Annotated in this window: 14 protein-coding genes; 9 read left to right on the top strand and 5 right to left on the bottom strand. The window is 73.7% G+C overall.

The window, feature by feature from the left end:
• Window positions 1-417: 417 nt before the first annotated feature.
• Window positions 418-1,164: a GntR family transcriptional regulator gene (locus tag EST54_RS28405; protein WP_129250574.1), complete on the bottom strand. Its 747-nt coding sequence runs from the start codon at window positions 1,162-1,164 to the stop codon at window positions 418-420.
• 365 nt (window positions 1,165-1,529) lie between these two features.
• Between EST54_RS28405 and EST54_RS28400 the strand changes: the two genes are divergently transcribed.
• Window positions 1,530-2,360 carry an alpha/beta fold hydrolase gene (locus EST54_RS28400; protein ID WP_129250573.1) on the top strand — a complete coding sequence of 277 codons (831 nt, stop codon included), beginning with the start codon at window positions 1,530-1,532 and terminating at the stop codon, window positions 2,358-2,360.
• Between the two features lie 116 nt (window positions 2,361-2,476).
• Here EST54_RS28400 and EST54_RS28395 read toward each other — a convergent pair whose 3' ends face one another.
• Window positions 2,477-2,881 (bottom strand): VOC family protein, encoded by a 405-nt coding sequence (locus tag EST54_RS28395; protein ID WP_129250572.1) that lies wholly within the window; start codon window positions 2,879-2,881, stop codon window positions 2,477-2,479.
• A gap of 258 nt (window positions 2,882-3,139) precedes the next feature.
• Here EST54_RS28395 and EST54_RS28390 point away from each other — a divergent pair, with 258 nt between their 5' ends.
• The 4 genes from EST54_RS28390 to EST54_RS36080 all read left to right on the top strand — a co-directional run bounded on the left by EST54_RS28390 (window position 3,140) and on the right by EST54_RS36080 (window position 9,401).
• Entirely contained in the window at window positions 3,140-4,711 is a 1,572-nt protein-coding gene (locus EST54_RS28390) for an alkaline phosphatase D family protein (RefSeq protein WP_129250571.1), read from the top strand.
• Window positions 4,712-4,795: 84 nt separating this feature from the next.
• On the top strand, window positions 4,796-6,193 hold the full coding sequence (locus EST54_RS28385) for a GNAT family N-acetyltransferase (protein ID WP_129250570.1): 1,398 nt from the start codon (window positions 4,796-4,798) through the stop codon (window positions 6,191-6,193).
• A gap of 145 nt (window positions 6,194-6,338) precedes the next feature.
• Entirely contained in the window at window positions 6,339-8,033 is a 1,695-nt protein-coding gene (locus tag EST54_RS28380) for a DUF885 domain-containing protein (RefSeq protein WP_174857535.1), read from the top strand.
• Between the two features lie 78 nt (window positions 8,034-8,111).
• On the top strand, window positions 8,112-9,401 hold the full coding sequence (locus EST54_RS36080; protein ID WP_129250568.1) for a GNAT family N-acetyltransferase: 1,290 nt from the start codon (window positions 8,112-8,114) through the stop codon (window positions 9,399-9,401).
• Here the strand turns inward: EST54_RS36080 and EST54_RS28370 are convergent.
• From EST54_RS28370 to EST54_RS28360, 3 genes are all read right to left on the bottom strand, one after another.
• Entirely contained in the window at window positions 9,373-10,215 is an 843-nt protein-coding gene (locus EST54_RS28370) for an SDR family oxidoreductase (protein WP_129250567.1), read from the bottom strand. The genes EST54_RS36080 and EST54_RS28370 overlap by 29 nt on opposite strands.
• Before the next feature lie 107 nt (window positions 10,216-10,322).
• Window positions 10,323-13,577, bottom strand: a complete 3,255-nt coding sequence (locus EST54_RS28365) for an AAA family ATPase (RefSeq protein WP_129250566.1) — start codon at window positions 13,575-13,577, stop codon at window positions 10,323-10,325.
• Window positions 13,574-14,740 carry an exonuclease SbcCD subunit D gene (locus EST54_RS28360; RefSeq protein WP_129250565.1) on the bottom strand — a complete coding sequence of 389 codons (1,167 nt, stop codon included), beginning with the start codon at window positions 14,738-14,740 and terminating at the stop codon, window positions 13,574-13,576. The genes EST54_RS28365 and EST54_RS28360 overlap by 4 nt, the downstream gene beginning before the upstream one ends.
• A 378-nt stretch (window positions 14,741-15,118) precedes the next feature.
• Here EST54_RS28360 and EST54_RS28355 point away from each other — a divergent pair, with 378 nt between their 5' ends.
• From EST54_RS28355 to EST54_RS28340, 4 genes are all read left to right on the top strand, one after another.
• On the top strand, window positions 15,119-15,508 hold the full coding sequence (locus EST54_RS28355) for a hypothetical protein (protein WP_129250564.1): 390 nt from the start codon (window positions 15,119-15,121) through the stop codon (window positions 15,506-15,508).
• A 226-nt stretch (window positions 15,509-15,734) separates the two neighbouring features.
• A complete protein-coding gene (locus tag EST54_RS28350; RefSeq protein WP_129250563.1) occupies window positions 15,735-17,522 on the top strand; it encodes a phage tail sheath family protein in 1,788 nt (595 codons plus the stop codon).
• Window positions 17,523-17,533: 11 nt separating this feature from the next.
• Entirely contained in the window at window positions 17,534-18,055 is a 522-nt protein-coding gene (locus EST54_RS28345; protein ID WP_129250562.1) for a phage tail protein, read from the top strand.
• A 5-nt stretch (window positions 18,056-18,060) separates the two neighbouring features.
• Window positions 18,061-18,786, top strand: coding sequence for a hypothetical protein (locus tag EST54_RS28340; RefSeq protein ID WP_129250561.1), 726 nt, complete (start codon window positions 18,061-18,063; stop codon window positions 18,784-18,786).
• The last annotated feature ends 1,252 nt before the right edge of the window (window positions 18,787-20,038 follow it).

The raw sequence follows: 20,038 nt of genomic DNA, 5'->3' as shown, positions 1-20,038 counted from the left end.
ACCGGTGCGCCGCGGGTCGTACGGATCGATCTCGAAGACGAAGCCGTGGTCCTTGGTGTAGTTCTCCTCACCCGCCCCCTCCCCCGAAGGGGGAGGAGGGGGAGGGGGCGGGGGAAAGCCCCCGGGCGGCGGACGGCAGGCAGCGAACGGCGGAGGGACGGCAGGCAGCGGTCAGCGAACGGCTAACCGGCCGGCCGGCAACGAACGCCGAGCGGCCGGCAATGGGCAGCAAGCGGCAGACGGCGGCCAGCGAACGGCGGACGGCGGACGGCCGGCCGCGAACGCCGAGCGGCCGGCAACGACCAGCGAGCTGCGAGCTACGACCTGCGACCAGCGAGCTGCGAGCTACGACCTGCGAGCAACGCCCCCGTACCGGAACGCCATCCAATGCGCCCCCTCCCGCGGCCGCCCCGGGACTCAGCCCGCGAGCAGCGTGACCGGGTCGCTCTCGCCGAAGGTCAGTCGGCAGGTGTCCGCACGGTACGTGGCGACCGCAACGGCCGTCGTGCGCCCCGCGGAGACATAGCGGGTGGTGACCACCAGGACGGGCGCGCCCGGCAGCCGGTCCAGCTGCTTGGCGTCCTCCGCGCGGGCCGAACCCAGTTCGACGGTACGGTCGCGGCCCTCCAGCTCCAGCGTCTGCAGCTCGCGCAGGACCGTACGGGCACGGGCCTGGGCGCCCGGCGAGACGGCCGCCGCACAGCCGGGGACCACGGAGGCCGGGACGTACAGCAGCTCGGCGGCGACGGGCTGATCGTGCGTGACCCGGCTTCGGCGCACGAGGTGCACCCGGTCGCCGGGGGCCGTCTCCAGCAGATTGGCCACCGCGGCGGGCACCTTGTCGGTCTCGACGGCGTCGACCGGCTGCCAGTCGTCATCGGCGACGCCGGGCCAGGTGTGGCGGGCGGGACCGACGGGGACGCCGACCCGCGGCGGTGCGACCGTGGTGCCCACGCCGCGGCGGCGCTGCAGTCTGCCTTCCAGCTCCAGCTGTTCGAGGGCCTGCCGCAGCGTGGCCCGTGCGACGCCGAACCGGGCTGCCAGGTCCCGCTCGTTGGGAAGAATCTCGCCGACCGCGAACTCCGAGTCCAGCGCCTCGCTGAGCACGGTCTTGAGGTGCCAGTACTTCGGCTCCGGCACCGGTTCGAGTTGCCTGGTCCCCACCGTTGTCCTCCACACCGGCCGTCACCCCGTGGGGTAGTGCCCCCATGGCCCACGGGCCCGCACACACGGCCGGTGATGCCGGCCCGTCCGCGTGCCCGTTGATGAGCGCTTCTTTATGAAAGGTTGTTGCAGTATCCCGACGATATGACCGCCCCCACCCTTGGTCAAGACCAATCCCGCCGCGCCGTCCGGATCGTGCCGGACCCGATTCCGAGGGGTACGGCGGGAATTACGGCACGCCGCCCCGGTGCGTGCGGTCTCCTGTTGCTCGCCCCGGCTGCCCCATACCGCTCAGTAGCCTCAGCTGGCATCGTGTCCGTGCACACCCTGAAATACCGCACGTACCGCACCCCCTAGGAGTTCCCATGGCCGCCCCGGTCTCCTTCGCCCGCATCACGCCCGAGGACCGGCCGCCGTTCACGGTCGCGTACGAACGCAAGGGCGCGGGCGAACCGATCGTGCTGCTGCACGGCATCGGCCACCATCTCCAGGCCTGGCACCCGGTGTCCGACATCCTGGCCGCGTCCCACGAGGTCATCTCGCTCGATCTGCCGGGCTTCGGCGCCTCGCCCGCGCTGCCGGGTGACTCCCCGTACGACCTGGACTCGGTTCTTCCGTTGCTCACCGCGGCGTTCACGGAGCTCGGCGCCCACCGCCCGCATGTGGTCGGGAACTCACTGGGCGGGCTGCTGGCACTGGAGTTGGGCCGACGACGGGCCGTCCGGTCGGTCACCGCGCTGTCGCCCGCGGGATTTTGGACCCCGGCCGAGCGTCGTTACGCCTTCGGTGTGCTGCGCGGCATGTACGCGGGCGCCCAGGCGCTCCCGGAGCCGATGGTGGAGTCCCTGGCCCGGTCCGCCCTCGGCCGGGCCTCGCTGACCGGGACCATCTATGCCCACCCGGGCCGCCGTTCGGCCGATGCCGTGGTGGCGGAGACCCGGGCGCTGCGCGACGCGCCCGGCTTCGCCTCGACCCTGGCGGCCGGCCGGGGAGTGCGGTTCACCGACGATGTGCCGGACGTCCCGGTGACGATCGGCTGGGGCAGCCGGGACCGGCTGCTCCTCCCCCGCCAGGGCATACGCGCCAAGCACACGATCCCGGGCGCCCGTCTGGTACGGCTGCCGGGCTGCGGGCATGTGCCGATGAACGACGATCCGGCGCTGGTGGCTCGGGTCGTCCTCGACACCGTGCGGTAGGGACGGCGGGCGACGGCCGGTCGAAGGTGGACGGGCCGGGCCGGCCCGCCACGGTGCGACCACGGTGCGGCGAGGCTCCGCACCGCACGACTAACGAGTGAACACCCCTGGTTCGGCTAGGAGTTGGACCAGTCACGCGTCGACAACACCAGCCGGTATCCGTCGGGGTCCTCCAGGGTGACACCCCACTCGTCCCAGTAGGGGTTGTAGGCGGCCACCCGCTTGCCCCCGCTGCGCTCCAGTCGGGCGACGAGCTCGGCCGGCACCGCTTCGCCCAGATAGACCACCAGCAGATCGTCCGGCGTCGGGGACGGCTGGAGCGTGCCGGACGGGTCGAGGGTCAGCTCCAGGTGCCAGTGGGCGTCCGGCCAGCCGAGCATCAGCAGGGCGTGCTCGCCCGCCTCGGATGTGTGCCGGAAGAGCTCGGTGAGGCCCAGTCCCTGCTTCCAGAAGCGTTCGGCCGCCGCCAGGTCGCGGGACGGGCGGGCGATGCGGAGGTGGGCGGAGCCGTTGGCGGGCATATGGGGGCACCTTTCTCGGGGGCCGCCGGGCGGCGGCGCGTATCAGGAACGTAGGGGCCGTGGTGGCATCCTGGCGATCGGCCGATGGTCTTGCGACCATGGCCCGGGTCCGGTGGGTCCGAGGGCCCGGGACCCGTTCGGGCGAACGGGCACCGCACCGGGAACGGGCCGCTGTTCACCGTCCGTTCGACAACGGGGCACCGGACAGCGATACGAACGGGGCGGCAGGCAAGACCGGTCGAGGCATGGAGGTTCGGTATGGCGCAGGAATCCGGCGGCTTCGGACGGCGGTCGCTGCTGCGGGGAGCGGCGGTGGGTTCGGCCGCACTGGCGCTGCCCACGTTTTCGTCCGCCGCACCGGCGCAGGCCCGCAGCGGGCGGCCGGGCGCCGGGTGGGGCGTCCAGGTCGGCGATGTGACCACGTCCTCCGGGCTCGTCTGGGCGCGGTCCGACCGGCCGGCCCGGATGGTGGTGCAGACCGCGGCGACCGAGTCGTTCCGGCACGCCCGGTCCTGGACCGGTCCGGTGCTCGGGCCGGGCACGGACTTCACCGGCGTCACCTCGCTGCACGGCCTTCCCTCGGGTGAGCAGATCCACTACCGGGTGCTACTCGCCGACCCGGACGACCCGCGGCGTACCGGCGAGCCGGTCGCCGGCACCTTCCGCACGGCGCCCGCGGGGCGGCGCGCGGACGTCCGCTTCCACTGGTCGGGCGATCTCGCCGGACAGGGCTGGGGCATCAATCCGGAGCGCGGCGGCTACCGCATCTACGAGGACATGCGGCGCCGGAACCCGGACTTCTTCCTGTGCAGCGGCGACAACATCTACGCTGACAACCCGATCACCGACAAGGTGACCCTGCCGGACGGCCGGATCTGGCGGAACGTGACGACCGAGGAGAAGGCGAAGGTCGCCGAGACGCTCGCGGAGTTCCGCGGCGCCTTCCGCTACAACCTGCTGGACGACAATCTGCGCCGCTTCAACGCGCAGGTGCCGACGATCACCCAGTGGGACGACCACGAGGTGCACAACAATTGGTACCCGGGGCAGCTGCTCGACGACGACCGGTACACGGAGAAGAACGCGGACGTGCTCTCCGCACGGTCGCTGCGCGCCTTCAGCGAGTATTTCCCGATCCGTACGCTGCGGCCCGACGGGCACGGCCGGGTCTACCGGGTGGTGCACCACGGCCCGCTGCTCGATGTTTTCGTCCTGGACATGCGCCGTTACCGCAACGCCAATTCGCCGGGCCGGCAGACCGACGACAGGCAGGGCATCCTCGGCGCCGAGCAGCTGCGCTGGCTCAAGCGGGAGCTCTCCTGCTCGCGGGCGGTGTGGAAGGTGATCGCCTCCGACATGCCGCTGGGCCTGGTCGTCCCGGACGGCAAGACCAACTTCGAGGCGGTGGCACAGGGCGACCCGGGCGCACCGCTGGGGCGCGAGCTGCAGCTCGCCGAGCTGTTGCGGCACATCAAGCACGACCGGATCACCGGCACCCTCTGGCTCACCACGGACGTCCACTACACCTCGGCGCAGCACTACGCGCCGGAGCGGGCCGCGTTCAAGGACTTCGAGCCCTTCTGGGAGTTCGTGTCGGGGCCGCTCAACGCGGGCGGATTCCAGGCGGTGAAACTGGACGGAACCTTCGGGCCCGAGCAGCCGTTCCTCAAGGCGCCGGACCGTGCCAACACCTCCCCCGCGGAGAGTCCGCAGAACTTCGGCGAGATCGATATCGACGGCGGAAGCGGGGAGCTGACGGTGCGGTTGCGGCAGGAAGGCGGCCGGATGTTGTTCAGCAAGACGCTCCAACCGGGACGGGTGGGACAGTAAAGGCCAATGCGTCGATTGCGTCTTTTACCCGTCGGACACAATGTGTTGGTGATCAGGCAACACCTGTCGGCCAGGCTTGTGTGCATGACTGAAGCATCTTCCGCCCGTTCCACCCGCCGCAATCACTGGCGGCGGGACCTCGTCGAGCTGGCCGCCCTGTTCACCGCCGTGGCGGTGGCCGACGGCGTCGCCAACACCGTCGCGCACGGCCCGTCGGGCCCCGTGCTGCTGTGCTCCTCCGCGGTGGCGCTGCTGGCCACGGCCGTCTTCCACGTCTGGTGGTCACGACGCCACGAAAACGCCCCGCCGCCGACCGATACCGGCGCCACGGCGCCGTCCCCCGCCGGTCCGGCCCCCCGGGCCGCCGGCCAGGAGACGACGCTGTGGCGGATGCGGACCACGGTCCGGGACGAGCCGGGCAGCCTGGCCGCCCTGTGCACGGCGCTGGCCGGGCAGCGGGTGGACATCCTCAGCCTGCAGACCCACCCGCTGTCCGACGGCACGGTCGACGAGTTCCTGCTGCGCGCGCCCGGTTCGCTGCGGTCCGATGAGCTGACCCGTACGGTGGCCGGCGCGGGCGGTGCCCACAGCTGGCTGGAGCGGGCCGACGCCCACGACCTCGTCGACGCCCCGACCCGGATGCTGGGCATGGCGACCCGTACGGCGCTGGATTCGGCCGAACTCCCGCTGGCCCTGCGTCAGTTGTTGGGCCGCTGCACGATCCACTCGGTGCCCGCGCGCTCGCTGCACGGCCGGCCGCTCGCCGAGCAGGTGCCCACCGAGGGCGTGCTGGAGGAACACCGCATGAAGTTCCGCGACTCCTCCGGGGGCTCGCTCACCATCGAAAGGCCGCAGTTGCCGTTCACCCCCACCGAGTTCGCCCGGGTGCGCGCGCTGGTCGACCTGGACGCCAGGCTCGGCCAGCGGGTGCCGCCGCGGCGGGATGTGCTGACGCTGCCCGAGGGCAACGAGATCACCATCCGCCGCGCCGACACCTCCGACCTGGCCGCGGCCCGCGAGATGCACGACCGCTGTTCTCCGCGGACCCTCGCCCTGCGCTACCACGGCCCGATCGGTGACGCCGACCGCTATCTCGGCCATCTGCTCAGCCCGCGGTTCGGCCGCACACTGGCCGTGGAGACCGCGTCCGGCCGGCTGGTGGCGCTCGGCCATCTGCTGTGGGACGGCGACGAGACCGAGGTCGCCCTACTGGTCGAGGACGCCTGGCAGCAGCGCGGCATCGGCGCCGAACTCCTGCGCCGGCTGGCGGGGATGGCGGCCGAGACCGGCTGCGAGAGCGTGTACGCGATCACCCAGGCCTCCAACACCGGCATGGTGGCGGCGATGCGCGGCCTCGGGCTGCCCCTCGACTACCAGATCGAGGAGGGCACGCTGGTGATCACCGCCCGGCCGGCGGGCCTGCCCACCCGGCGCGAGCCCCGCGAGAGCGTACGGATCCAGGACGCCACGGGGCGCCGCTGAGCACGACCACCGCGGCGCCACCGCCGTGGACGCGGGTGAGCCGGCCGGGCGCAGCGACGCCCGGCCGGCCACGCCGTCACCATCGGCGTGAGCCATTGGCCGATTGATGGTGACGCGGCGGGCCATCCGTACGAGGATGGCCCGTATGCCCCACACCACTACCTCCCAGGGCGGCCCGCTGCCCCGCCAGGTCGCCGACGCGTATGTCGACGCCTTCGTGGACCTGGACCCCATCACCGGCACCTTCCTCGGAGTCCCCGAGAGCTCCGGCAAACTCCCCGATTTCTCGCCGACCGGCCAGGAGGCACTGGCCCAGCTCGCCCGTACGACGCTGGAGAAGCTCGCCGAGGCCGAGGCCCGGCCGGGCGCGGAGCTCCCCGCCGAGCAGGTCTGCGCGCGGCTGCTGCGCGAGCGGCTGACCGCCCAGCTGGCCGTCCATGACGCGGGCGAGGGCCTGCGCACCGTCAGCAACCTCAGCTCGCCGCTGCACAGCGTCCGCGAGGTCTTCACGATCACCCCCGCCGAGACCGACGAGGACTGGGCGGCGATCGAGCTGCGGCTGCGGGCCGTGCCGGCCGCGCTGGAGGGCTACCGCGCCGCCCTGGACGCCGGCCGCAAGCGCGGTCTGCCGGCCGGACCGCTTCAGGTCACCACGGTCATCGGCCAGTTGGACCAGTGGATCGGCACGGACCGCAGCTGGTTCGCCGAGTTCACCGACCCGGGTCCGAAGGCGCTCCGCGACGAGCTGACCGAGGCCGCCGAGCTGGCGACCGGTGCCCTGGTGGAACTGCGCGCCTGGTTCCGGGACAGCTACCTTCCGGCCATCGCGGGCGCGCCGGACGTGGTGGGCCGGGAGCGTTACGGACGGCTCGCCCGCTACTACAACGGCGCGGACATCGACGCGGACGAGGCGTATGCGTACGGCTGGTCCGAATTCCACCGGCTGCTGGCCGAGATGGAGACCGAGGCCGAGAAGGTGCTGCCCGGCGCGAAGACCCCGTGGGAGGCGCTGGCCTGGTGCGATGAGCACGGCGAGGCCGTCGAGGGCGTCGAGGAGACCCGTCAGTGGCTCCAGTCGCTGATGGACGAGGCCATCGAGGCGCTCGACGGCACCCACTTCGAACTCGCCGAACGGGTACGCCGGGTGGAGTCGCGGATCGCGCCGGCCGGCAGCGCCGCCGCCCCGTACTACACCCCGCCGTCGCTGGACTTCTCCCGCCCCGGCCGCACCTGGCTGCCGCCGATGGGCGAGACCCGCTTCCCGGCGTACGACCTGGTCTCCACCTGGTACCACGAGGGGGTGCCCGGCCATCACCTCCAGCTGGCGCAGTGGGTCCATGTCGCCGACCGGCTCTCGCGGTACCAGACGACCGTGGGCATCGTCAGCGCCAACGCCGAGGGCTGGGCGCTGTACGCCGAGCGGCTCATGGACGAGCTGGGCTTCCTGACCAACGCCGAGCGGCGCCTGGGCTATCTGGACGCACAGATGATGCGGGCCATCCGGGTCATCATCGACATCGGGATGCATCTGGAACTGGAGATCCCGGCGGACTCCCCCTTCCACCCCGGCGAGCGTTGGACCCCGCAGTTGGCGCACGAGTTCCTGGCGAGCCACTGCAGCCGGCCGGCCGACTTCGTCGAGAGCGAGATCATCCGCTATCAGGGCATGGCCGGCCAGGCGATCGGCTACAAGCTCGGCGAGCGGGTGTGGCTGGAGGGCCGGGAGGCGGCCCGCGCCCGGCACGGCGCGGACTTCGACCTCAAGGCCTGGCACATGGCCGCGCTGTCCCAGGGCTCACTGGGCCTGGACGATCTGCGCGGCGAGCTGTCGGCGCTCTGAGCCCGGCCCCGGACACGGCGGCGGGCCAGGACGCCCGGTGTCGTGACCGGCCCGCCGCCGTCCGTAGGGTCTGCTGACATGACAGTGGACCCTGCGGCCGGCCCGCCGCTGCTTCTGTTCTCCGGCGACCCCCGCCGCGCCCGGCCGGGGGCGGCTCCCGGCCGCAGGCTGGGAGCGGATCCGCGTTTCGCGGCCGAGGCCACCACGGCGCTGTCGGCCGGCGCCGGGTGTGCGGTGCTCGACCACGGGGCGCTGCTCGCCGGGGACACCGAGGGGGCGCTGGCCCGGGTTCCCCGGGGCGCCGGACCGGTCTGGTACCGCGGCTGGGCGCTGCCACCCGAGCGGTATGCCGCGCTCGCCGGGGCGCTCGCCGCCCACGGCGGCCGGCTGCTGACCTCCCCCGCCGCCTACCGCACCGCCCATGAACTCCCCGGCTGGTACGACACGTTCCGCGCGCTGACGCCGCGCAGCGTCCGGCTTCCGTACGCCGTCGGCCGGGCCCCGGAGCCGGCCGCGCCGGCCGTCGAGTCCTTCGATGCGGTGGGTACGGCACGGGTGTGGTGGGTGGACGGTGAACCGGTGCTGACCGGTCCGCATCCCGACACTCCGGGGCTGCGGCCCGTCCCGGATCTCGCCTCGGTGGCGCCCGCGGTACGGGCGCTGGGCGCGCGCTTCGTCACCACGGATCTGGCGCGGCGTGCGGACGGGGTATGGCGGGTGGTGGAGGTCGGTGACGGCCAGGTCAGCGGCCTGCCCGCCGGGGTGGACCACCGGCCGCTGTTCGAGGCACTGGTGACCGCGGGCGCCGGGTACCCGCTGGCGCTCACGGCCGGCCGGGTGGCGCTGCGCGCCCTGCTGCCGGCCACCGCCGCACGGGTCGCGGACGGTGAGTCCGCCGGGTTCGACTGGATCGACGGCACCCCTGCCGAGACCACGTCCGGCGGCGCCGGCATCGCGGTCCGGGCCGCCGCGGCCGGCCACTACCGCCCCGGCTGGGGCGTCTTCGTGCTGACCGACGCGGCCGCCGGTACGGCGCTCGGCAGCATCGGCTTCCACGGCCCGCCGGACGACGAGGGCTTCGTGGAGATCGGCTATGACCTCTCCCCGTCCGCCCGCGGCGCCGGGTGGGCGACCGAGGCGGTACGGCTGCTGGCCGGGTGGGCGGCGACCCACCCCGAGGTACGGACGGTGTGCGCCCTGACCGAGCCGGAGAACCTCCCCTCGCAGCGCGTACTGGAACGGGCCGGCTTCCGCTTCGTCGGTGAGCGCGAGGGGCTCCGTGCCTACGAGGCCGCCGCCGTGGCACCGAACCCGGCCGGCGCCAAGGATGAGGAACCGCTCAACGCCGGAAGCCACCCTCGGAGTTGATGACCTGCCCGGTGATCCAGCCCGCCTCCTCGGTCGCGAGCCAGGCGATCAGACGGGCCGGGTCGTCGGGTGCGCCCCACTGGCCGCCGGGGAAGCTCCGGGCGACCCGGTCGTGCAGCTCACCGACCGCGTAACCGGTGTCCACGGGGCCCGGGTTGACGGTGTTCACGGTCACCCCGGCGACGGCGAAGGTGGTGGCGAGGCTGCGGGTCGCCGAGGCCAGCGCTCCCTTGGCGAGGCCGTAGGCGATCTCTTCCGGCAGGCCGTCCCCCAGGTCCTGGCCCGAGGTCATCAGCACGATCCGCCCGCCCGGCTGCTCCGCGGCGCGCCGGCGGGCATAGGCCTGGGCGAGGAGGATCACCGAGCGGGTGTTGACCGCGCAGTGGGCGTCGAGCATGGACGCGTCGATGGTGTCGAGGGGACCGTCGCTGCCACTGAGCGCATGGTTGGCGACGAGGATGTCCAGCCGGCCGCCGAGCGCCTCGGCCGCGCGGTCGATGAGCCGGGCAGGGGTGTCCGGCCGGGCCAGGTCGGCCGGCCCGTGGGCCACCACCGCGCCGGGCACGGCCACCTCACGTACTCCGTCGGCGACCGCCTCCGGGCCGCCCGGGTCCGCTCCCCACGGCTGTCCGGCGTCGTGCGGCACATGGTGGTGCAGGTAGACACCGGCGCCGTAGGCGGCCAGCCGTCGGGCGACGGCGTAGCCGATGCCACTGCGCCGGCTGGCTCCGGTGACCAGCGCGGTGCGGCCGAGGAGCGGCAGCGGGTCGCGGTGGGGCTTGCCGGCGGCGGGCCGGTTGCTGTCGTAGGTCATGGCGGACCAGCCTGGTGGCCGGCCCGTCCCGCCGTCACCCGGTTTTCCGTGCGGCGACCGCCGGGACCGCCGACGGCAGCGCGCTGCCCACGGCCCCGGCGGCGAGCTCACCCCGGTACCCGATGGCGCACCGTCGAGCCCGACCGGGCCTTGACGACCTCCAGCTGGGCGGGGATCCGGGTCTTGAGGTCGGGGACATGGCTGACGATGCCGACGCTGCGGTCGCGTTCGCGCAGCGAGTCCAGCACGTCCAGCACCTCGTCCAGGGTCTGTTCGTCGAGGCTGCCGAACCCCTCGTCGATGAAGAGCGTGTCCAGCCGGACGCCGCCGGCCTCATCGGTGACGACGTCCGCGAGGCCGAGCGCCAGCGCGAGCGAGGCGAAGAAGGTCTCGCCGCCGGAGAGGCTGGCGGTGTCCCGTTCGTGGCCGGTCCAGGAGTCGATGACATGCAGCCCCAGGCCGGACCGCCGGGCGCCGCCGGCCCGTTCGTCGGAGTGGACGAGGGTGTAGCGGCCGGCGGACATCCGCTGGAGCCGGGCGCTGGCGGCGGCCGCGACCTGTTCGAGCCGGGCGGCGAGCACGTACGACTCCAGGCGCATCCGCCGTGCGTTCTCGGCGGAGGTGCCGGAGGCGAGGGCGGCGAGCCGGGCGACGCGGTCGTGGTCGGCGCGCAGCGGGGCCAGTTGGCGGGCGTCGGCCTCGGCACGGGCGGAGAGCCGGTCGAGCGCGGCGCAGCGCTCCTGCGCCGCGGCGAGGGTGGCCGAGGCGGTACGCAGCCGGGCCGCCGCGGCCTGGTGCGCGCCCTGCGCGGCGACCGGGTCGGCGGGCGGCAGCGCCGCGGCGGCGCGGGCCTGCGGGTCGGCCAACTCCGCCTCCACCGCGGCGGATTCGGCCTGCCAGTCGTCGAGCCGCTGCTGTAGTGCCCGCCATTCGCCGTCCCTCAACAACGCCTGCGCGGCGGCCTCGGCGGTGTCGAATCCGGCCGCGGAGGCGGCGTCGGCGAGCCCGGCCGCGGTCTCTTCGAGCCGCCGGGCGCAGGACTCCGCCGTACGGGACGCCTGCGCCGCCTCGGCGAGCAGGGTCACCTGCCGCTCCAGCCGGGCGGCCCGGTCGGCCACGCTCGGGCTGTCGCCCCGCGCCCGGGCGAGCTCCTCCTCCAGGGCGGCCCGCTCGCGGTCCAGCGCCTCGCGGTGGGAGGTACGGGCGGCGGCCCGGCGCTCGGCCTGCTGCTGCTCGGCACGGCGCCGCTCGTATTCGCGCTCGGCGTGCCCCAGCGCCTCGCGGGCGGCGTGCAGGCCGGCGCCGAGCGCATGGGCACGGGCGTACTCGGCGCGCAACTCCTCGATCTGCGCGCTGAGTTCGGCGGCCGAGGCGTCCCCTGCCGCGGCGGCCGCGGCGGCCAGCGCCTCCTTGGCCGACTGGCACTCGGCCTCCGCCTGCCGGCGGGTCTGCTCGGCCTGTCGGTGGGCCTCCTGCGCGGCCTCCTCGGCCGCCCGGTCGACATGGCCGGCACCGACCCGCGCCGGGTCGGGGTGCTCGGTCGCGCCACACACCGCGCAGGCCGCGCCGTCGCGCAGCCCGGCCGCGAGCTCGGCGGCGATCCCGCGCAGCCGCTGCTCCTTGAGCTCCAGCCATTGTTCGTGGGCGGCCGTGGACCGCTCCCTGGCGACGAGCAACTCGCCTTCTGCCGTGCGTACTTCGTCGCCGATCCGGTCGCGCCGGCGGGCGGCCTCCGCGCGCTCGACGGCCGGTGCGATCCGGGCCCCGAGCTGTTCGGCCCGGGTGGCGGCCTCCTGTGCCGTCTCGATGCGCTGCTGATGGGCCCGCTGGGTCTCGTCCCATGCGGCGAGCCACTCGGCGGCGTCCAGCAGCATCTGCTCATCGGCGCGCGCCTCGCGGTCGAGGGCAGCCCGCTCCCGCGCGATGTCGGCGGCCCGCCGCTCGGCCCGCCGGGCTGCGGTGAGCGAGCCCAGGTCTTCCCGCAACGCCCGCTCCCGCGCCGCGAGATGCTCCCCCGCGGCTTCGGCGAGGCCGTCGGGCAGCGGGCCCCGGCACTCCCGCTCGGCGCGCCGGGCGGTATCGAGCTCGCGCCGGGCGGCGTCGCGCAGGGCGAGCGCGGGGGCGACGGCCGCCGCCGCGCGGGCCCGCTCCAGCCTGCCGCGGGTGTGTTCCCGCTCCTCGGCGTGGGCTTCGAGCCGGCCGGCCCGCCGCCGGGCGTCGGCGTACCGCTGCTGGAGCCGGTCCCGCTCGCGGGCCGCCGTCCACTGCTCGGCCGCCGCCCGCTCCGCGGCCTCGGCGGCCGCCACCGCGCTGCCGGCCACCGCCAGCCGTTCCCGTGCGCTCACCCGGGCGACGGCCGCCCGCACCAGCACCGTCTCCACGAATCCCGGTTCGCCCGGGCCCGGTACGGCCTGATCGTCCGCGGCGGCGGCGCGGGCCGTGCCCCGCCCGCCGGGCTCCACCGCTCCGCCCTGTCCCGGTACGGTCGCCGTGGCCGCCGGGCGCGTCATGACCGCCGTCTGCCCGCGGCCGCGCCCGCCGGCCGCCGCGCCGCCGCGTCCGCGCGTCGATGTGCGCGCCGCCGTCTGCCCCTCCCCGCCCCCGTCCGGCGCCGGGACCGACGGGTCGGTGAGGTCGGCGCTCTCGCCGGCCGCCTGTGCCATCCGGTGTGCCAGGGCCAGCAGCCGTTCGTCGCCCGCCAGGACCGTGTCCGCGGCGGCCTTGCGGCGCGCGTTCAACTGCTCTTCGAGCGCCGCGAACCGCCGGGTGTCGAAGAGCCGCCCCAGCAGCCGCGCGCGGGCCTCCGCATCGGCTCGCAGAAAGCGGGCGAAGTCGCCCTGCGGCAGCAGCACCACCTGGCAGAACTGCTCCTTGCTCATCCCGAGCAGCTGGCCGATCTCCTCACCGATCTCCTGGTGGGAGCGGCTCAGCGCCTTCCAGTGGCCGTCCGGTCCGGGCCCGTCGCCGCCCGGCGCTCCCTTCGCGCCGGGCTCGGCCGGCACGAATTCCCGCAGCCTGCTCTGTGCCTTCTCCTTCGTCGTGCCGCTGCCCCGCTTCTTGGGGCGGGGCTGCTCGGGCAGCCGGGTGATCTCCAACCGCCGTCCGGCGACGGTCAGTTCGAGGACGACCTCGGTGGGCGTCAGCGGGTCCGCCAGATCGCTGCGCAGCGCCTGGCCGCTCTGCCGCGCTCCGGGCACCGATCCGTACAGCGCGAAGCACACCGCGTCCAGGACCGAGGTTTTGCCCGCGCCGGTCGGCCCGTGCAGCAGGAAGAGGCCCTCGCCCGCGAGCCGGTCGAAGTCGATGGTCTGCGCGGCACCGAAGGGCCCGAAGGCGGTGAGCGAGAGCCGGTGCAGCCTCATCGCGCCCCCTCGGCCGCCATCTCGGCGGTGCGCACCTCGTCGATCGCCGACTGCAGCTCGGCCTTCTCCTGCGCGTCGGCCGCGCGGCCGGCCCGTACGTGTGCCACGAAGTCCTCGGCGATCTCCTGGTCGCTGCGGCCGCGCAGCCGCTGGGCGTACGAGGCCGGCGAGCCGCCGGGGACCTCGTCGGGGTCGAAGACGAGGCTGACGAGGTGCGGGAAGCGCTTGGTGAGGCGGGCCATGGGCTCGTGCGGACGGGCGGTGTCGGTGAGCGTCGCCTCGACCCAGGAGTCCTCGTGCCGTGCCTGCGCCGGGTCGTCCAGCAGCTGTTCCAGCGTTCCCCGGAGCCGGGCCAGCGACCGCGGCACGGGGCAGTCCACCCGCTCGGCGTGCACGGCGCCCTCCGCATCGAGCTCGACGAGCCAGGAGGACTTGCGGTGCCCGGCCTCGGAGAAGGAGTAGGCGAGCGGCGATCCGGAGTAGCGGACCCGCTCGGTGAGGGTCTGACAGCCGTGCAGATGCCCGAGGGCGGCGTAGTCCACCCCGTCGAACACGGCCGCCGGGACGGACGCGACCCCGCCGACGGTGATGTCCCGCTCGCTGTCGCTGACCGCGCCGCCGGTGACGAAGGCATGCGCCAGCACCACCGAGCGCGTCCCCGCGGGCCGTCCGGCCAGGTCGGCCCGTACCCGGTCCATGGCCGCGCCCAGCACCTCGGCATGGTCGGCCCGCCGGGCGCCGAGGGTGTCCCGCACCATGGCGGGTTCGAGGTACGGCAGCCCGTAGAGCGCCACCGGGCCGTGCGCGTCGTCGAGCAGCACGGGCGTACCGCAGCCTGCCGGGTCGGTCCGCAGATGGATGCCGGCCCGTTCCATCAGTCCGGAGCCAACGCCCAGCCGGCGGGCGGAGTCGTGATTGCCGGAGATCATCACGGTCGGGACCCCGAGCCCGGCGAGCCGGTGCAGCGCCTCGTCGAACAGCTCGACGGCGGCGAGCGGCGGCACCGCACGGTCGTAGATGTCACCGGCGACCAGCACCGCATCGACGGCCCGGGCGCGCACCGTCTCGACGAGATGGTCGAGGAAGGACCGCTGCGCGGAGAGCAGATTCACCCGGTGAAAGGACCGCCCCAAATGCCAGTCGGAGGTGTGCAGAAATCTCAACTATCCGCTCCGGCCTGCATGTTCTCCCTCTCCGTGGGCGCTGGGTCGCACCAGGTCAGCACAAGTCTACGAGCCGGCACGGCCCGGGTAGGTCACTGCGAGCACCCCGGCGGTTACGGATCTCGTTCGTATACCCGCCTTTAGCATCCAATGACCGCACATATCAGCCATGATCGGGTTGCGGGCCGCCCCCACCTGCGAAAACATGGTGATGAAGCCGCCCGGAGGCCCGGGCCCTGCGGCAGACCAGGTGTGGTCGCCGCAGAGGCCGCCGCCTGCGTGACGCTCCTGAACCGGTTCGCCCGGGCAAGCGGCTTCCCCGCCCTGTTCAGTGCGGTGGGCGGTCTCCGCGAAACCGACTAGCCCGAGGAGCATGCCATGGCCACCGTCAACCCCGGCCCAGGGACGTTCAATGTGCGCGTCCAGCAGGTGTCGGACACGAAGTCCAGCGGATCGGGGACCAGCACCAACTCGCCCCAGAGCGGTACCGCGCTTGCCAGCCAGGGTGAGCCGCTGACCGTGGACATCAGGATCAAAAACTCCCATGGAGGGGCCAACACGGTGACGGCCCAGGTGACCGACCCCTCCGGCAGCGGGGGGTTCTTCGGTGAGGGGACCCTCACCTGGAACGACGGGGACGACAGTGAGGTGTGGATCGAATTCACGGACTTCCCGCTCCGCCCCGATCAGGCGGGCGCGACCGACAAATGCGGATACTCCGTCAGCGCTTCCGGCGACGCTGTCGCCGTGACCGAGTTCACCGTCTAGCGGGGTCGTCCACCGAGGCCTTTCCGGGGCCGAACAGCGCACGTCGCGTCACCTGATCGAAGCCCACGTCCGGGCGCCGGACGACCATACGTGACGCTCCCCACTAGCGTGCCCCGTGATCACGAGCACCGTTCTTCCCGGGTCACGTCTGCGGTTCCTTCCTTCCGCGCACTCCCCGGCCCACCGGGGGAGAAGGCCGTACCAGGATGGACAGAAGGGGCCCTGCATGCCGGTGAATCTCACGTATCCGGGCGTCTACATCGACGAGGTCAAAAGCTCCGTCCGGACGATCACGGGCGTGCCCACGTCGGTCGCCGCGTTCGTGGGCTACGCGCCCCGGGGGCCGGTCGACCGGCCCGTGCACGTCACGAGCTGGGCCGACTACGAGACCGTGTTCGGCGGCCTCCAGATGAACAGCCCCATGAGCTACGCCGTCTACCAGTTCTTCCTCAACGGCGGCAGCGACGCGGAGATCGTCCGGGTGGTGAAGGCGGACCCGAAGCAGCGGAACACGGTCCGCGTGCCGATCGCCGGCTCGCAGCGGCGGCAACTGCCCAGTGGCTCCTCCCCGCCGCCGGCGAAGAGTACGGGCCGGAGCAAGCCCGCCGCGGAAGGGGAAGCCGAGAATTCGCCCGCGGGCGAGGAGGGCGGAGAGGCCGGCACCCCGGCGGCCGACGCCCCCGCCGCCAAACAGGCTGCCTCCGCCAGGTCGGCCTCCTCCACCGGGCAGCCCTTCGAGCTCCTGGCCGCCTCGCCGGGCCGCTGGGCGGAGCGCCTTGAGGTGACGGTCGACTACGACGTGGCGAAGCCCGAAAAGGATGGCGCGGCGGCAGCCCCGTCCTCCGCCAAGCCGGTGTTCAACCTCGTCATCAAGGACAACGGCAACGGCCTGACGGAGACGTACCGCAACGTCACCACCGACCCGGACAGCCCGCGCAGTCTCGACCACCAGCTCGCCTCCTCCCAGCTCGTCCGGCTCGACCCGGACCAGGCCAACCGCCTCGCGGATGTGCTGCCCCCGGAGACGACCGGCCAGGCCCGGCCCTTGGGAGGCGACGCCGACGACCGCCCGTCGTCGATCGCCGACTACACGGGCAGCGAAGCGCAGAAGACGGGCGTCCATCAGCTGCTGAAGACCGACATCTTCAACGTGCTCTGCCTGCCCGACTGCGAGTGGCTCCAGCAGAACAACCAGAACCTGACTGATCTGCTGACGCAGTCGGCAGCGTTGTGCGCCGATCGCCGTGCCATCTTCCTGGTCGACCCCCCGGCCGCTTGGACGGCTCCCGAGAACGGCGAGGCGGTGTCGGTCCCCCAGCTGGTCGACCGGGTGAAGAGCACTCCGGTGCTGGAGGGCGACCTGGCGAAGAACGCCGCGGTGTACTTCCCCCGCGTTCTCGCGCCGGACCCGCTCCGCGGCGGGGCGCTGCGGCCGTTCCCACCCTCGGGCGTCATGGCCGGCGTCCTCGCCCGTACCGACGTACAGCGCGGCGTGTGGAAGGCACCGGCGGGCACGGACGCCTCCCTCAACGGTGTCGTCGACCTCGAAGTGCCGCTGACCGACGGGAACATCGGGCAGCTCAATCCGGTCGGTGTCAACTGCCTGCGACGGCTGCCGGCCGCCGGCCCCGTCGCGTGGGGAGCGCGGACCCTGCGCGGGGCCGACCGGCTCGCCGACGAATGGAAGTACCTCCCCGTGCGGCGCCTGGCGCTGTTCATCGAGGAGAGCCTGTTCCGCGGCACCCAGTGGGTGGTGTTCGAGCCCAACGACGAGCCGCTGTGGGCGTCGGTCCGGCTCAACATCGGTGCCTTCATGAACACCCTGTTCCGCGCCGGAGCGTTCCAGGGCCGCACGCCCCAGGAGGCGTACCTGGTCAAGTGCGACAAGGAGAACAACCCGCAGAACGACATCGACCGCGGCATCGTCAACATCCAGGTCGGCTTCGCTCCCCTCAAACCGTCGGAGTTCGTGATCGTGCACATTCAGCAGCTCGCCGGGCAGATTCAGGTCTAGGAGGACGGCCGATGGCAGAGGTGACACGCCGGGACCCGTTCAAGAACTTCCGGTTCAAGGTGAAGTTCAGCGGCGCCACCGAGTACATCGCGGGAATCAGCCGGGTCAGCGGGCTGAAGCGGACAACCGAGGTCATCCGGCACCGGAACGGGGGTGACCCCGGAACCAGCCGCAAGCTTCCCGGCCGTACCGAGTACGTGCCGATCACCCTGGAACGCGGCTGCACGGTGGACACGGCCTTCGAGGAGTGGGCGAACCGGGCCTGGAGCCTGCGCAATTCCTCGGGCGGCTTGGAGACGTCGCTGAAGGACTTCCGGCGGGACCTCGTCATCGACGTCTTCGACGAGAGCGGTAAGCAGGTGCTGTCCTACTCCGTGCACGAATGCTGGGTCTCGGAGTACCAGAGCCTGGCCGAACTGGACTCCAATGCCAACGGAGTCGCCTTCGAGCACATCAAGGTGGAGCACCACGGCTGGGTGCGGGAGCACACCAACCCGCCGCAGGAACCGCAGTTCACCGACACCGCGGGGTGAGGCGGGTGCCGGGGGAACTGACGGAGGAACGCGTCCTTGAGGTGTGGGAGCACGGGCTCCGGCAGCCGCCGACCACGCGGGCACCGCTCCTGGCCACGCTCGCGGCAGCCACCGGAGCGGACGTCGCCCGCCTTTCGCTGGCCGCGCTCAACTCCCTCCTGCTGGACCTGCGTTCCGAGGCCTTCGGCGACACGCTCCCCTGTACGTCCGACTGTCCGGGCTGCGGCGAGAGCCTGGACGTCACGGTCAGCACGCGGGAACTGCGGCCCCCGGGGGCGGAGGCGGGTGGTGTGCCGGCCGAAGCCGGGACGGCGACGCTGGTGGCGCAGGGGCTCGACGTCACGTACCGCGCCCTGACGGGCGGTGATCTGCTGGCCGTCGACCCGGACGGTCCGGACGCCCACCACGCCCTGCTGCGCCGCTGCGTGGTGAGTGTCAGCCCGGCACAGGACCCGGTGCCCGACACGGTGCTGGAGGAGGTGGGGCAGCGGCTGGCCGACCTCGACCCCGGCGCGGACACCACGGTCGCTCTGGCGTGTCCGCGGTGCCACCACCAGTGGGCGGCGGCCCTCGACATCGCCGAGCACCTGTGGGCCGACATCGACGGCTGCGCGCGCCGCCTGTTGTACGAGGTCCATACGCTGGCGCGGGCCTACGGCTGGTCGGAGGCCGATGTGCTGTCGGTGAGTCCGGTACGGCGCCAGTTCTATCTGGAGGTCGCCGCGCAATGACCGACTTCGTGGCCCGGTTGCTGCGGAAGCCGGGACCAAGGCTGCGGCCCCTCCCGCCCCATGTCTTCGATCCGGCCGCCCCACGCCTGCGGGGTGACCGCACGCACCGCGACAGGCGTCGGCCCGGCGCCGCGGCCGCCCCGACGACAACGGTCCCGGATCCGGGCCCCGCAGCCCCCGCCCGCCACTCCGTAACGGGCTCGCTCCAACAGGAGGAGCAGGCGCCGAGCGTGGCGGCCGAGGAGCGCCGGGGCCGGGCAGCCGCCCGGACGAGGGGCGGGGCCGACGGCCGTACGGCGACCGGGGAGCCGAGCCGGGCACCGGACCATGGGCAGGCGCCGGACCACGGGCAGGTAGCGGCCGGCCGCAGCGGCGAGGGGCGCGGCCGGGCCGTCAACGGCCCGCTCCCGGGCGGCGGCCCGGCCGACTCCGGCAGCCCTGTTCCGCCGTCGGCCGCGGCCGTAAGCCCGCCGGTCGGCCAGGCCTTGACGCGCCCCGTCCGGCCTTCGAACGACTCCGCTGCCGGCCGCCTCGATCGGCGGCCGGATGACCGCGAGTACCGCGCCGAGCGGGACGCGCGGACCGGTCCGCCGGGGCGACCGGCAGCAGGCGACCCGCTCGATGACGCGGCGGCCCCGGAAGCCGTCGTCGCTCCGGCAATGCCCGCGGTGTCCCCTTCGTCTCCGGCCGGCCGGGATTCCGGACCGTTCCCCCCCAACGCACCGTCCCCCGCCAACGCGTCGTCCTCGACGGCATCGACGTCCCCGGCCCCCGGCCGGACCGGCGCGGACAGTGAGCCCTCAGCGGGTCCCGGATTCCGGCGCTCGGCCCGCACGGCACACGCCCGACACGTATCGCCGGACACCGCCCAGTCCCCCGTCACCCCCACGGGACGCCCCAGACCCGGCACCACACCTCCCACGCCCGCGGACCTCCGCCCGGCCGCCGCCACTTCGCCACCGCCGCACGCGGCCACCCCACCGAGCGGTGACGGTGATCTCGCGGGACGCGGGTCGGCGGCCGCAGCCCACCGGTCCACCGCCGCCGAGCCGCCCCCGGCACCCAGGCAACCCGCCGCCACGTCCGATCCCCGCACCCACTCCGGGCGGCCGCCTGCGCCCCCGGAGGCCGGTGCCAGCTCCCTCCGTCCCCGGTCGCCCGCGCCTCCGGCCTGGCCGGCTGCCACGCCAACCGGCCAGGCCGGAGGCGCGGGCGACCGGGGACGGAGGGAGCACCACGGCTGGGTGCGGGA

Source organism: Streptomyces sioyaensis (genome assembly GCF_004122735.1).
GTDB lineage: Bacteria > Actinomycetota > Actinomycetes > Streptomycetales > Streptomycetaceae > Streptomyces > Streptomyces sioyaensis.
This window is presented reverse-complemented; position numbering and strand designations above follow the sequence as displayed.